The organism is Xanthomonas vasicola pv. musacearum NCPPB 4379 (assembly GCF_000277895.2).
Lineage (GTDB): Bacteria > Pseudomonadota > Gammaproteobacteria > Xanthomonadales > Xanthomonadaceae > Xanthomonas > Xanthomonas vasicola.
On record NZ_CP034655.1, the window covers coordinates 266,668 to 279,462 of the forward strand.

Consider the following 12,795-nt stretch of genomic DNA (forward strand, 5'->3'; position numbering starts at 1 on the left):
GCGCGCGCGGGCGAGTTGGAGCAGGCGACATGCTGCAGCGCGCAGTAGCCAAGCCGGCATCGTTCGTAAACGCAATCGGCCCGCAGGTATGGCGGCGGAAGCGCAACTGACATGGCGCTCCTGCCGCGATTGGGCAACGGCCATGCCCGGTCGACGATTGCGCGGGAGCAGTGTCGACCACGCTTACTCGGCCAGGAACGTCAGCGTGCTGATGTGATGCACCATCGACACCTGCTTTCCGGCGATCTCGCGCTTCACCGGTTCCTTGTTGGTCGCGACCAGGATGTGGCGGCCGGCGCGCAGCTCGGGCAGGGTCACCTGACCCTTGGCATCGGAGGTCAGCGTCTTCTGCCACTTCTGCGGGTCGATCACCGTCACTTCCACCTTGGGCAGCGGCTTGTTGCGATAAAGCACGGTTAGCGTGTTGCTATTCGCAGCGGTGGGGACCAGTTCGAAATCGAGCTTTGCTGCCGGCGTGGCGCGACCGGCACGGGCGTAGTAGCTCACCGTCTCGAAGCCGCCGGCTTCGCCCTTCCATGGTTCGAACACCTTGTCGTCGCTCAACCACGCATCGCCGCTGCCGGCCAACGGCGCGGTTAGGAACTCGGTGCCACGCTGCAGTGGACCGGCCTTGCCGGCAGTGCCGAACACGTTTGGCTTGACCACCCGCTTGATCTCGTCCTCGCCGTGGTCCAGCGCTTCCTGCGCCGGCTCGCCGAAGAAGATGCGCACCGGGCCGCTCCCGTCGCGCTCGATCCAGATTTCGTGGGCCTGGGCAGACAGGCTGATGCTGGCCAAGGCCAGGCAGGACAGCAGGAAGGATTTCATCGCGGCGACTCCTCAAGGGCGGACCGGCAAGGCGAGTACCGCCACCGTGGTTGTTGGGAATGATACGCAATTCCCACAACGGAGACCATGGGCCGCATGCGGCGCTGCGGCAATTCTCCAATAGGCGCAATCACGGGTGCGGACCGAAGCATCAGCGCACCGGGGGCGCAGCGCACATCGCTGCGAAAACTGTCATGCAGGCTGGTCAGACTGGCCTGAACTGTGCTCTATACTCCGGCGCTAGCAGAGGTCTTCGACCAACAGCCAGGGGTGAGCGCGTGCGGAATTACGACCTCGAGTTCCTGAAAAAATTCTCGATGGTGATCGGTTTACTAGTGGTGATCACCCTGGGCTTGATCGCCCTGGCAGCTTATTTGCAACGCGCTATTCCCGACGAAGTCTCGCCCACTGCCGCCAAACGCGTGCTGCAACGCATCGCGCCTGCCGGTGCGGTCTATGCGGGCGCCACTGGCGCGTCTGCCCAGGCCGCTGCCCAGGCCGCAGCGTTGGCCAAGGCCGCTTCGCAGTCCGCTTACGGCGGCACGACCGATGGCAAGACCGTCTTCCACAACCTGTGCACCGCCTGCCACACCACCGGTGTGGGCAAGGCGCCGACGCTGGACCATTTGCATTGGGACGCGCGTATCGCACAGGGCAAGGACACCTTGTACAAGCACGCCATCGAGGGCTACACCGGCCCGGATGGCGGCATCATGCCCCCCAAGGGCGGCAACCCGGGGCTGACCGAAGAGCAGGTGCGTGCCACCGTCGATTGGATGCTGGAGAATCTGAAGTAAGGCCCTGCCTGGCGAGCCGTCGGCTGCAGCTGAGGCTGCGTTGTTCCGACTGACGCGGCCCATCGCCTGCCTTGTCCGTTGTCATCGAATGCGGCGCGTGCTGATCGTGGCGCGAGCACGAATAGCGCGGCACCAACGCGATGCAGTAGCCGCATCCGGTTTTTGTAGCAGGTGCGCCTAACCGCAATTCACCGTGGTTTGTTAGCCTGCCTCCGCGCTTTCGGTTATCACGCGCCGCCTTCCGGGCGGCGTTTGCGTTTGATCCACCTCACTGGAGTTGTTCGATGTTGCGTCGCCCGCTGGTTGTGCTCGGTTTGGTTGGTCTGTTGGCTCCGTTGCTCTGCAGCGCTGCCGATGGTGCCGCGCAACGGCTCTCGATTGCCGACGTGCAGGGGGAGGACAGCCGCAGTCCGTACGACGGCCGCGTGGTGGAGGTGGAAGGCATCATCACCGCCGACACGCGTGTGGGTTTGGCCGGCCTATTCGTGCAGCAACCCGGGTTCGAGCCGCGGCGCTCGCATGGTCTGTTCGTCACCGGTGCCGGCAATGCCGAGCTGGCGGTGGGTGACCGCGTGCGCATCGTTGGCACCGTGCGTGAGGTCTCGGCAGGGGGTGAGGCAAGCCTGACCACGGTGGACGCCAGCAGCATCGAGCGGCTCGCCAGTGGCCAGCCGGTGCCGGTACGCATGCTCAGCGGCCCGCCGGCCAATTGGGAAGCGCTGGAAGGCGAACACGTGCGCATTGCCGCGCTCACGCTCAATGGCAGCGACCGCCTGGACACCTACGGCGAATTGGTCGCCGCCTTCGGCGGGCGCCTGTGGCAGCCGAGCGAAGTGGCCGCAGCCGGCACCCCGGCATTCGCGCAAGTGGAGGCCGATAACGCACGCCGTCGCGTGCTGCTGGATGATGCGCGCAACGGCCGCAGCCCCAAGGCGGTGTCGTATCTGCCGGCCGAGCCGGTGCTACGCAGCGGCAGCCTGCTCAAATCGGTGGATGGCATCGTCGATCAACGCTACGACGGCAACTACCGAATCCAGGTGCTGAGCCCGCTGAGCTTGCCGGCGATGCCGACCGTCGTTGCACCGCAGGTGGGTGGCGATCTGCGCATCGCCTCGTTCAACCTGGAGAATTTCTTCAACGGCAATGGCCGCGGCGGTGGCTTCCCGACCAAGCGCGGCGCACGCACGCACGAACAGTTCCAGGCGCAGCTAGCCAAGCTGGTCGCCACCATCGTGCCGCTGGGCGCCGATGTGGCCGCACTGATGGAACTGGAAAACGACGGCAATGGCGCCGATGCGGCGGTTGCGCAATTGGTGGCCGCGCTCAACGCTGCCGGCAAGGACAAGGATTGGCAGTTCATCGATACCGGCAGCGGCCCGGGCGAGGATGCGATCCGGGTCGGCATCGTGTACCGCAGTTCGCAGGCCACCCCGGTCGGCAAGCCTGCCACGCTGACCGGCGGGCCGTTCGACAATCACAGCCGTGTGCCGCTGGCGCAGGCGTTCCGCAGCGCCAGCGGGGCCACTTTCGTGGTGGTCGCCAATCACTTCAAGTCCAAGGGCTGCGGTAACGCCAGCGGAGCCGATGCCGATCAGCAGGACGGCCAGGCCTGCTGGAACGCCACCCGTACCGAATCGGCCAAGCGCTTGCACCAGTGGCTGCAGACCGACCCCACCGGCGCGCAGACCAAGCTCGCCGTGCTGCTGGGCGACTTCAATGCCTATGCGTTGGAAACGCCGATGCGCAGTCTGCGCGCCAGTGGCTGGCAGGACGCGTTTGCGGTGGCCGGGGTGAAGCAGCCCTACAGCTTCGTTTACGACGGCATGAGCGGGCGGCTGGATCACGCGCTGCTCAGCCCGGCAATGGCCAAGCAACTGCGTGGCGCGGTCGAATGGCATATCAATGCCGATGTCATGGACGCCGCCGGCTATGCCAAGCGCAACCTGCCCGGGCCGTGGCGCAGCTCCGATCACGATCCGGTGTTGCTGGGGTTTTCGCTGTAGTACCCATTCGATCATCGACCTGCGTGCGCTGGTCACAACCTCCCGTGCCAGCGGCTCCGGCACACGTCGCTGCAGCGGTCATTGACCCTGCCGTTAGCGCGCGCACCCTCCGTGTCGGCGACGCAGGCGCAGATTGAGCAGATGCGTGCTGGCCAGCAACAGGCTGCCGGTGACCGTGATCGGTGTTTCCAGCGCCTCGCCCGCCAGACCGCTCGCACCGAGCACCAAACCGCTTAGCCCGCAAAGCGCCAGCACCCAGACCGGCGCAGGCAGCGCGTGCCGGCGGTGCGTGCTCCACAGCGCGTAGCCGCTTAGCGGCACTGCTGCCATCGCGAACACCACATGCACCCATTCGGCCCGGCTCCAGGCGCCCAGCAGCGGCAGCGTGGCCGCCAGCAGCGGAAGGGCAAGGCAATGCAACAGGCATAACCCGGACAAGGCGATGGCCGAGCTATCCAGCAAGGAGGCGTTGGCGCGCATGTGAGATGTCCCGTCGAGTAAATGTTATATAGTAACACTCCACTTTAGCCAGGCTCCCAGGATGTCCCTGTCCCCCAAGCGCGATTCACGCCTTCCCGTCACTGTGTTGTCCGGCTTTCTGGGCGCGGGCAAGACCACCTTGCTCAACCGCATCCTGCATAACCGCGACGGCCTGCGCGTGGCGGTGATCGTCAACGACATGAGCGAGGTCAACATCGACGCGCAGCTGGTGCGCGAGGGCGGCGCGGCGTTGCGGCGCACCGAAGAGACGCTGGTGGAATTCAGTAACGGCTGCATCTGCTGCACGCTGCGCGACGATCTGCTGCAGGAAGTGCGCCGGCTGGCCGAGCAGAATCGCTACGACTATCTGCTGATCGAATCGACCGGTATCGCCGAGCCGATGCCGGTGGCCGCCACCTTCGCGGTGCGCGATGCCGATGGTTTCAGCCTGTCGGACATCGCCCGGCTCGACACCATGGTGACGGTGGTGGACGGCAGCTGTTTTCTGCAGGACTTCGGTTCGGCCGCCACACTGGCCGAACTCGGCCAGCAAGCCGGCCCGGACGATACGCGCGGGCTGGTGCAGTTGCTGGGCGAACAGGTGGAATTCGCCGATGTGCTGGTGATCAGCAAATGCGACCGCATCGATGCGCAGCAGTTGCAACGCCTGCGCGCAGTGCTGCGTGCGCTCAACCGCGAGGCGGCGATTGTGGATGCTGCGCATGGCGAGGTGCCGCTGCAGCAGCTGCTCGACACCGGGCGTTTCGATTTCACCCGTGCGCAGCTGGCACCGGGCTGGATGCAGGAACTGCGCGGCCAGCACACGCCGGAAACCGAGGAATACGGCATCAGCAGCTTCGTGTACCGCGCACGTCGGCCGTTTCACCCGCAGCGCTTCGCGCGCATGGTGCATAGCGGCCTGCCTCAGGTGATTCGCAGCAAGGGGTTCTTCTGGCTGGCCAGTCGCATGGATTGGGTGGGTGAACTGTCCAGCGTGGGCGGCGCCACCCAGACCAATGCAGCGGGATTCTGGTTCGCTGCGCGCCACCGCGTGGATGCGCAATCGATCGGCCAACCACCGCAAACCAGCATCACACCGCTGCCCTACACCGACATCGGCTGGCAGCGGCAGCAGACGCACTGCTGGACCGCGCCGCTGCCGCAACCCCACGAGGTAGGCGACGCCAGCGAATACGCCGCGATGCAGCGGCTGTGGCATCCGCTCTGGGGCGACCGTCGCCAGGAGCTTGCGGTGATTGGCGTGGAGATGGACGCACCACGCACGCGCGCTGCGCTGGATGCCTGCCTGCTCAGCGACCAGGAACTGCGCCAGGGGCCGGCGCAATGGCAGCTGCTGGACGACCCGTTCCCGCATTGGGAGCGCTGAAGGCGTATTGCGCTTGCTGATCGCCTGCCAGGTTTGTATGCGGGCGCAATCGCCTCGGAGCGGAACCGCAACCTGACATCCAGCGCGCGCTGGCCGTCGGCGCGTAAGCGATTCCGCTTCCGCCACGGACACACAGCGCACGCTGTGTTGCCCGTAACTAGCGGATGTAGTCATCCGCCGCGCGTTGGTCGTCCAGTTCTTGCTCATACGCCAACCGACGTTCTGCGGCTGTGGTGGGCCTGCTGTCCATCAGCCGCGGTCCGCCCATCCGTTCCAACTGATCGTCGGTGCGCTTGACGATATCCTGCAACGCCAGCAAGTTCTCGTAACCCCGCATCATGCGTTCCAGACGCGCGGTCTCTTTGTAAGGCGTCCCGCTGTCCTTCAGAGACTGCAGGCGCCGCTGCGCCCGTGCGTAATGGCCCGCTATCAAGTCCATGTCGAGGTTCTGGTTCTGCACGGCGAGCAAGGTGCGTCGATTGCCTTGCACCACGTCCCGCTGGACGCTGCCCATCGAACTGGTCGTTGTGCGCGGTGCATTGATCGTCTCCATGGGGGCAAGCCCTTCCAGCATCGTCCTGAGCTGAATGTCGCGAACCTCATTGCGCTTGGCGATCAGCTCCGCACGCTCGGCGAGCAACTGTTGTTCCTCCGCAGTGGGCGCGTTACCCTCAGCGAATCGCCGCTGGTCGATCTGGTATTTCTGCTTGTCGAGCAGCGCCAACTTTTTATTCAGGTTGCGCAGCGCCGGCAGCGGTGTGTGTTGCGTCGTCGGGGGAGGAAGCGGCGACACGCTGGACGCCACCGGCATGGCGCGCGACTGCTTGGAGGAGGGTTGCGGCTGTCTCATCCGATCGACGTTGACCGGGCTGGGTGCCGGCCGTTGCCGTGCTTGGCCGGCGCTGCTTTCGCGTACCGACACGCGGTCCGTAGCACAGGTGGGTGCCGATTGCCGCGGCGCCTGCGCTTGGGTCGGATCACGCCGCGGCGAAACCCGATCGGACGGTGCGGGCGCGGCCGCTTGCCATTGCGCATCGACGCGCGTGGGCGGGACTCGCAGCTGCGGCGCCGGATCGCGCCTTGCGGTGTGGGGAGCGGCCGAGGTGCGCGGGAGGGGATTCTGGTTCGCCTTGGTGGTCGGTGAACCCAGACACATCGAAGGCAGCTGCTTGCGCAGTGTCGCCAGTGACTTTCGCGCCGATGAGAGCATGCTCTGCCGCGACTTGGACGCACCACTCGCTGCATCGGTCTTCGGCGCTTGAGCGAGCGGATGCTTCGAACACGCCCCCGACGCGGCCGCCGGCTTATCGATGGATGCGGGGCTTAGCGGTTCTGCAGCTACCTGATGATAGCTGCGCGGAAACAGGTTCAGGCGCATCACACACTCCTGTCGGAACTGTGGGTCCATCGTAGCGATCCCCTTGCGGTGCCGAAGGCGGGGGGCGAACCGACGTCGCGCAGGCCGAACGCGCGAGAGTCAAGCCAGACGCATCCCCCATGCGATCGCAGCAATCGCCGGGGCCGCCAGCGCCAGCCCCAACCAGCCGCGTAGGCCCAGGGGTTCGGCAAATCCCAGCTTGCCGACCAGGGCACCCAATACGACCACGCCCAGATTCATGCTGGCAAACACGATCGCCGGGCTATGCGGCAGCAGCTGGTGTGCGCGCACGTAACAGAGGATGTTGCCGAAATTGAGCGCACCCAACAGCACGCCGGCAAGGAGGCTGCGGATGTTCAACCGTGCGCCACGTGTCGCGCGCATGCTCTGCACGCCAAGCATCAGCAAGAAGGCCAGCGCGAAACACAACGTCAACGATGTCAGCGATGGTGTCCCGGCCTGCGCAATGTGCTTGAGCAGCAAGTCAATGAGCGCAAAGCCGATCCAGACGCCAACCAGCCAGGGCAGGCCGATTGTCCTCGGTGCCGGATCAGCAGCGTCTTGATGACGCGGGCGTCGCACGATACATACGATTGCCAACAGGCCCAGTGCGAGCCCCGTCAGCTTCCAGCCGTTGACCGGTTCGCCGAAGACGGTGAAGGCGGCGGCGAGCGAGAGCACCAACGACAAGCGCTGCGCAATATCGGTACGCACGATGCCGGCGACCGCGACCGACCGCGCCATCACCAGGAAGATGGAGGGCAATGCGACGGCCAACAGCAGCAATGCCAACCAGGGCGTGGTCGTGGCACGTAGCGTGTCCAACGCAGGATGCAGCGTCAGCCACGCCAGCAGTGCGGCGGTGGCGTAGTTCCAGGTAATGGCCTGAAACACATCGATCTGGCGGCGTGGCGCAAGCTTCAACAGCACCGACACCAGGACACTGCAGATAACGGCAAACAGCAGGAAATGCATAGGCAACGCAACGAAGTGTGCAGGCAGGGCGATGAACGCGGCCGGCGGGGCGGCTATTATGCAGGCATGTCCAATCCCTCATTCCCCACCGAATCGGCTGCGTTGACGCTTCAGGGGCCGGTCGGCCCGCTGGATGTCGCCGTCGATCTGCCCGAGCCGGATGTTGCCGCCCACGCGGTCACCGCCATCTTCTGCCATCCGCTCTCCACCGAGGGCGGCAGCATGCACAACAAGGTCGTCACCATGGCCGCGCGCGCGCTGCGCGAGCTGGGCATCACCGTGGTGCGCTTCAATTTCCGCAGCGTCGGTAATTCGGCGGGCGCATTCGATCATGGCGATGGCGAGCAGGACGATCTGCGCGCAGTCGCCGATTGGGTGCGCACGCAGCGCCCAGGCGACACATTGTGGTTGGGCGGCTTCAGCTTCGGCGCGTATGTGTCGTTGCGTGCTGCCGGAGCGCTCGCACCGCAGGTGCTGATCTCGATCGCGCCGCCGGCCGGGCGCTGGGATTTCAGCGATATCCAGCCGCCTGCACAGTGGTTGGTGATCCAGGGCGATGCCGACGAGATCGTCGACCCCCAAGCGGTCTACGACTGGCTGGAAACCCTGGAGCAGCAACCCGAGCTGGTGCGCATGCCCGACACCAGCCATTTCTTCCACCGCAAATTGATCGACCTGCGCGGTGCGATCCAGCATGGTGTCCGGCGCTGGTTGCCGGCCGCAGTCTGACCGCGCACGGCCTACGCGTATCGCCCCGCGATGCGCCGTTGAGCGGGCCAGGCGGCAGCCGGCTCGCGGAGAATGCAATGAGTGAGATGACCCCCTCGCAGCGCTACGCCGCCGGCGTACAACGCGGCGATTGGCGCGCCGACCCCGCGCAGCAGGCGGCCCTGGCGGAGCTGGACCGTATCCATGAAGCGTTGGTGGACAGCGCGCAGGATGGCTGGCTGGATCGGCTGTCCGCGTTCTGGAAAAAACCCGAACCGGTGCGTGGCCTGTATTTTTGGGGTGGGGTAGGGCGCGGCAAGACCTTTCTGGTCGATCTGTTCTACGACGGCCTGCCAATCAAGCAGAAATACCGCACGCATTTCCACCGCTTCATGCGCGGCGTGCACGAACAGTTGCGCGAGCACGCCGGGCAAAGCGATCCGCTGGCCAGAATCGCCCAGCAGTGGCGCGAGAATCTGCGCGTGCTGGTGCTGGACGAATTCTTCGTCACCGACATCGGCGATGCGATGCTGCTGGCGCGCCTGCTCGAACGCCTGTTCGCCGAAGGCGTAACCCTGGTGACCACGTCCAACACTGCGCCGGAAAACCTCTACGCCAACGGATTGCAGCGCGACAGCTTCATGCCGGCGATCGGGTTGCTGCAGAAGTTCTGCGTGGAACTCTACGCAGAAGGCACCGAGGATTACCGCATGCGCGCGCTGACGCGCTCGCCGGTGTACCGCGCGCCACTGGATGCGCAGGCTGATGACTGGCTTGCGCAGCGCTGGGGTGAGTTGAGTGGCAACGCCGAGGCGCGCGCGGGCACTATCGAAATCGAAGCGCGCAAGATTCCGGTGCGGTCACGTGGCAAGAGCATCGCCTGGTTCGATTTTGCTGCGCTGTGCGAAGGCCCGCGCGGACCCAGCGACTACATCGAGATCGCACGCGAATTCACCACCGTGTTGCTGGGCGGCATTCCGCACTTCAACCGCATGAATGAAGATGCCGCGCGCCGTTTCGTCAACCTGATCGACGAGCTGTACGACCGCCACGTCAATCTGGTCTGCACCGCGCAAGATGCGCCGCCGGCCTTATACAGCGGCCAGCGCCTGGCCGGCGCCTTCGAGCGCACTGCGTCACGTTTGATCGAAATGCAGAGCGCCGACTATCTGGCCGCTGCGCATCGGGCCTGACATGCAGACGCGGCCTGACCCCGGATTCCACAAGATCGTTGTCAGCGATTCGGACGGTGCCTGGGCCAGTTGGCGGCGGTGCGTGGCTGGACGACGCAGCGTGATGGCCGACGGACCCGTCGACTGGTCAGCCAATGCTCCCATCGTCATGCTCACCGCGTTGTTTTTGCCGACCTTTATCTGCCCGACGACATGGCGCTGACGGTCTTTGCATCGATTGAGCGGTCCGACGATGGCGACAACCATGCATCGCTGCGCAGGCTGGCAGTCAATCAGCAAAGCGACTTCGACAAGAGTGCGCTGGGGCATAGCAAGGTGCTGTTGCATCGACGCGCCAAGCAGGAGGTGTGCGTCGGCGACAGTGCGTTGTTGCTCGGGCGTCACTTCATTGGTCTGCAGCCATTCGATGACGACGATAGACAAGAAGAGCTGGAAGATGGCGACAACGGCGCCGGGATGAGTAAACAACTCGGCCGACCGTGCTGGTTGCAGGACCCCATCCATGCGAGCCAACGCTATTACTTTCTTGCCCAGTTCGTTGAATCGGGGCTGCGTCGCAAAGATCCTGACATTGACGGCATTTTCGGTGGCGACGCCGGTTACCTGTTTGCAGACCAGCGCGCGAAGAAACTGGGCAAAGGCGATGCGGCGGGCATTTCCTGCTGCAGTTCACCTGAGGCGTTGCGCAGCGCGGCTGCAGGCGTGCGCCACCCAAGGCAAGTTGGCTCTGTTCGTTAAAATCGCTTGCTATTAAATCGTGCGCTATGTAAATTGCATTCATGGACACCGCCACGGCCACCAACGCCCGCACCGATGCGCTGCTGCAGCTCGACAACCAGCTGTGCTTTGCGCTGTATTCGGCCAACCTGGCGATGCACAAGCTCTACCGCGGGTTGTTGAAGGCGCTGGATCTGACCTACCCGCAGTACCTGGTGATGCTGGTGTTGTGGGAGACCGACGAACGCAGCGTGTCGGAGATTGGCGAGCGCCTGTATCTGGATTCGGCCACGCTGACGCCGCTGCTCAAGCGCTTGCAGGCGGCCGGCTTGGTGACTCGCACCCGTGCGGCCAACGACGAGCGGCAGGTGATCATCGCGCTGACCGAAACCGGCCGCGCATTGCGCCACAGGGCAGGCGCGGTGCCGGAACAAGTGTTTTGTGCGTCGGCCTGTTCGTTGGACGAACTGCGTCAACTCAAACAGCAATTGGAGAAGTTACGCTCCAGCCTTGGCGCCGGGTGAGCTGCCCGGTGCACCCCCATGCTTTGCAACACGTCGTACACAATTCGGTCGTCAACTAGTCACCCCTCATGCGCTCATAGCGCTCACCCTGGAGAACCACCATGGCCTCACCTGAAAAAGTCCTCTACACCGCCCACGCCACTGCTACCGGCGGCCGCGAAGGCCGCGCCGTGTCCTCGGACAAGGCGCTGGACGCCAAGCTGTCCACCCCGCGCGAACTGGGCGGCGCCGGAGGCGATGGCACCAACCCGGAACAGCTGTTCGCAGCCGGCTACGCTGCCTGCTTCATCGGCGCAATGAAGGCCGTGGCCGCACAGGACAAGATCAAGCTGCCGGGCGAAGTGAGCATCGACAGCAGCGTTGGTATCGGCCAGATTCCGGGCGGCTTCGGCATCGTCGTGGAACTGCGCATCTCCGTGCCGGGCATGGACAAGGCCGAACTGCAGACGCTGGTCGACAAGGCTCATCAGGTCTGCCCGTACTCCAATGCGACTCGCGGCAATATCGACGTCACCCTGACCTTGGCGTAATGCAGGTCAGGCCGTGATGCGCATGCGCGTCACGCTATCAACAACGGCCCGGCGCATACGTCGGGCCGTTGTACGTTGTGGCTTGAGAAGATTCCCGATTCCCGCGTGCGCACTGCAGCGAAGACATGGCAGCAGGTAAATCGGCATCGACCTGCTACTCCATGCTCTGCCCGCAGCGCATGCGCTGTGTTACATGGTGCACCAGCCGTGGCGGTTGCCGAAGCGTCCTTCCAGCACAACCGGGTGAGAACATCGATCCGACGCGTGCGCCCAGCGATACGTGCTGTTTAGGTTTAGCGCGTCACTGTCGCCACGACGCTACTGGACCCCGGCGCATCCTCTGATGGCGTCTGCGGATGCAGGTTGAGTTCCAGCATCTGCAGGCGTTCACCGTGGAAGCGGTACTCCAGCGCCTGCTGCACCGCGTAGAGCGCCTGCGCTTGCACACACAGGGTGCGGGCCTGGGTTTCCAGCGCCTCGCTGCGGCCCTGCATCTGCTGCTGCATCCGCGCATCCAACTCCTCACCGCGGCGCTCCAGCTGCGCGGCGCGCCCGGTCATGACTGTCCACAGCACGCTGCGGGTGAGGCTGCCAGCCAGCTCTTCGGCTGCCTGTTCGACGTTGGCCTCGAAGCGTTCGTCGAACGCCTCCTGCTCCCAACGCCCACGCCCGAGGCTGCCATCGACCTGCGCACGTGCGGCTGTGCGTAGCTGCTCCACCTTGCGCTGCTGGCGTGTCCTGCCGGACAGCAGGTGCACCACCCCGGTCAGTGCATCGAACGTGATATCGACCACCGACTGGGCGATGGAGGTCACTGCCGGCAACAGCGCACGGGTGCTCTGTTCGAGCTCACGGAGGCGTTGTGCATCGGCGGCGTTGACCGGCTGCGGCTGGCGGTCCACGTTGAGCTCGCCAGCGTGGAAGAAGATTTCGCGCGGCACGCCCTGCTTGCGGCGCAGCCAGATGCCGCCGCTGTCTGCCAGCACGTCGTAGGAGGTACTGACATCGCATTGCTGCGAGGACAACTGCGGAGTTGCGGTCTTAGCATGCGCAGCGCAGGCTGCCAGCAGCAACAGCGGCGCGAGAAAAAAGAGGGTGCCGCGCATGCGAGTGGCCTTGCAATCCGGGCCTGCAGCATCGCGCAGCGCGGTGACAGCCGCCATGGGAAGAAAGTCACGGTGCCGCAGGTGCTTGCTAGGAGGGATGTTGCGAAGCGTGAACCGGGTCTAGCATCGGCACACTGACGGCTTTCAAACGACTAGCTCACTTGATTCT

The 12,795-nt window shown here is 64.8% G+C and carries 13 protein-coding genes; 8 read left to right on the forward strand and 5 right to left on the reverse strand.

From position 1 onward, the window contains the following. Positions 1–183: 183 nt before the first annotated feature. Positions 184–828, reverse strand: coding sequence for a DUF4198 domain-containing protein (locus KWO_RS01165; protein WP_010379888.1), 645 nt, complete (start codon positions 826–828; stop codon positions 184–186). 278 nt (positions 829–1,106) lie between these two features. Between KWO_RS01165 and KWO_RS01170 the strand changes: the two genes are divergently transcribed. Beyond that, positions 1,107–1,625, forward strand: a complete 519-nt coding sequence (locus tag KWO_RS01170; RefSeq protein ID WP_010379889.1) for a c-type cytochrome — start codon at positions 1,107–1,109, stop codon at positions 1,623–1,625. Positions 1,626–1,909: 284 nt separating this feature from the next. Continuing rightward, complete coding sequence (locus KWO_RS01175) at positions 1,910–3,628, forward strand: ExeM/NucH family extracellular endonuclease (RefSeq protein ID WP_017112734.1); 1,719 nt, start codon at positions 1,910–1,912, stop codon at positions 3,626–3,628. Positions 3,629–3,721: 93 nt separating this feature from the next. Here the strand turns inward: KWO_RS01175 and KWO_RS01180 are convergent, their stop codons facing one another. Then, positions 3,722–4,108, reverse strand: coding sequence for a MerC family mercury resistance protein (locus KWO_RS01180; protein WP_010379892.1), 387 nt, complete (start codon positions 4,106–4,108; stop codon positions 3,722–3,724). 61 nt (positions 4,109–4,169) lie between these two features. Here KWO_RS01180 and KWO_RS01185 point away from each other — a divergent pair, with 61 nt between their 5' ends. Next, the gene (locus KWO_RS01185; RefSeq protein ID WP_017112735.1) at positions 4,170–5,495 is read left to right on the forward strand and encodes a GTP-binding protein; all 1,326 of its coding nucleotides are present in this window, start codon (positions 4,170–4,172) and stop codon (positions 5,493–5,495) included. 157 nt (positions 5,496–5,652) lie between these two features. Here KWO_RS01185 and xopR read toward each other — a convergent pair whose 3' ends face one another. After that, positions 5,653–6,873 carry a type III secretion system effector protein XopR gene (gene xopR / locus KWO_RS01190; RefSeq protein ID WP_010379894.1) on the reverse strand — a complete coding sequence of 407 codons (1,221 nt, stop codon included), beginning with the start codon at positions 6,871–6,873 and terminating at the stop codon, positions 5,653–5,655. Between the two features lie 99 nt (positions 6,874–6,972). After that, on the reverse strand, positions 6,973–7,848 hold the full coding sequence (locus KWO_RS01195; RefSeq protein ID WP_010379895.1) for an EamA family transporter: 876 nt from the start codon (positions 7,846–7,848) through the stop codon (positions 6,973–6,975). 66 nt (positions 7,849–7,914) lie between these two features. On the opposite strand from KWO_RS01195, the gene KWO_RS01200 reads away from it, so the two are divergent. The 5 genes from KWO_RS01200 (at position 7,915) to KWO_RS01220 (ending at position 11,520) form a co-directional block, all read left to right on the forward strand. Next, complete coding sequence (locus KWO_RS01200) at positions 7,915–8,577, forward strand: alpha/beta hydrolase (protein ID WP_010379896.1); 663 nt, start codon at positions 7,915–7,917, stop codon at positions 8,575–8,577. Positions 8,578–8,654: 77 nt separating this feature from the next. Next, entirely contained in the window at positions 8,655–9,749 is a 1,095-nt protein-coding gene (gene zapE, locus KWO_RS01205; protein ID WP_010379897.1) for a cell division protein ZapE, read from the forward strand. A 192-nt stretch (positions 9,750–9,941) separates the two neighbouring features. Beyond that, positions 9,942–10,487 (forward strand): hypothetical protein, encoded by a 546-nt coding sequence (locus KWO_RS01210; protein WP_010379898.1) that lies wholly within the window; start codon positions 9,942–9,944, stop codon positions 10,485–10,487. A 41-nt stretch (positions 10,488–10,528) separates the two neighbouring features. Further along, positions 10,529–10,990: a MarR family winged helix-turn-helix transcriptional regulator gene (locus tag KWO_RS01215; protein WP_010370417.1), complete on the forward strand. Its 462-nt coding sequence runs from the start codon at positions 10,529–10,531 to the stop codon at positions 10,988–10,990. A gap of 101 nt (positions 10,991–11,091) precedes the next feature. Then, positions 11,092–11,520 (forward strand): organic hydroperoxide resistance protein, encoded by a 429-nt coding sequence (locus KWO_RS01220; RefSeq protein ID WP_010370414.1) that lies wholly within the window; start codon positions 11,092–11,094, stop codon positions 11,518–11,520. A 293-nt stretch (positions 11,521–11,813) separates the two neighbouring features. Here KWO_RS01220 and KWO_RS01225 read toward each other — a convergent pair whose 3' ends face one another. Beyond that, positions 11,814–12,683 carry a DUF2884 family protein gene (locus KWO_RS01225; RefSeq protein ID WP_010379899.1) on the reverse strand — a complete coding sequence of 290 codons (870 nt, stop codon included), beginning with the start codon at positions 12,681–12,683 and terminating at the stop codon, positions 11,814–11,816. Positions 12,684–12,795: the final 112 nt, after the last annotated feature.

Excerpts from the sequence above, each read along its gene's own strand:
- KWO_RS01165 (WP_010379888.1), bottom strand. The coding sequence starts at position 828 with ATGAAATCCTTCCTGCTGTCCTGCCTGGCCTTGGCCAGCATCAGCCTG.
- KWO_RS01175 (WP_017112734.1), top strand. The coding sequence starts at position 1,910 with ATGTTGCGTCGCCCGCTGGTTGTGCTCGGTTTGGTTGGTCTGTTGGCT.
- KWO_RS01180 (WP_010379892.1), bottom strand. The coding sequence starts at position 4,108 with ATGCGCGCCAACGCCTCCTTGCTGGATAGCTCGGCCATCGCCTTGTCC.
- KWO_RS01185 (WP_017112735.1), top strand. The coding sequence starts at position 4,170 with ATGTCCCTGTCCCCCAAGCGCGATTCACGCCTTCCCGTCACTGTGTTG.
- xopR (WP_010379894.1), bottom strand. The coding sequence starts at position 6,873 with ATGCGCCTGAACCTGTTTCCGCGCAGCTATCATCAGGTAGCTGCAGAA.
- KWO_RS01195 (WP_010379895.1), bottom strand. The coding sequence starts at position 7,848 with ATGCATTTCCTGCTGTTTGCCGTTATCTGCAGTGTCCTGGTGTCGGTG.
- KWO_RS01200 (WP_010379896.1), top strand. The coding sequence starts at position 7,915 with ATGTCCAATCCCTCATTCCCCACCGAATCGGCTGCGTTGACGCTTCAG.
- zapE (WP_010379897.1), top strand. The coding sequence starts at position 8,655 with ATGAGTGAGATGACCCCCTCGCAGCGCTACGCCGCCGGCGTACAACGC.
- KWO_RS01210 (WP_010379898.1), top strand. The coding sequence starts at position 9,942 with ATGGCGCTGACGGTCTTTGCATCGATTGAGCGGTCCGACGATGGCGAC.
- KWO_RS01215 (WP_010370417.1), top strand. The coding sequence starts at position 10,529 with ATGGACACCGCCACGGCCACCAACGCCCGCACCGATGCGCTGCTGCAG.
- KWO_RS01220 (WP_010370414.1), top strand. The coding sequence starts at position 11,092 with ATGGCCTCACCTGAAAAAGTCCTCTACACCGCCCACGCCACTGCTACC.
- KWO_RS01225 (WP_010379899.1), bottom strand. The coding sequence starts at position 12,683 with ATGGCGGCTGTCACCGCGCTGCGCGATGCTGCAGGCCCGGATTGCAAG.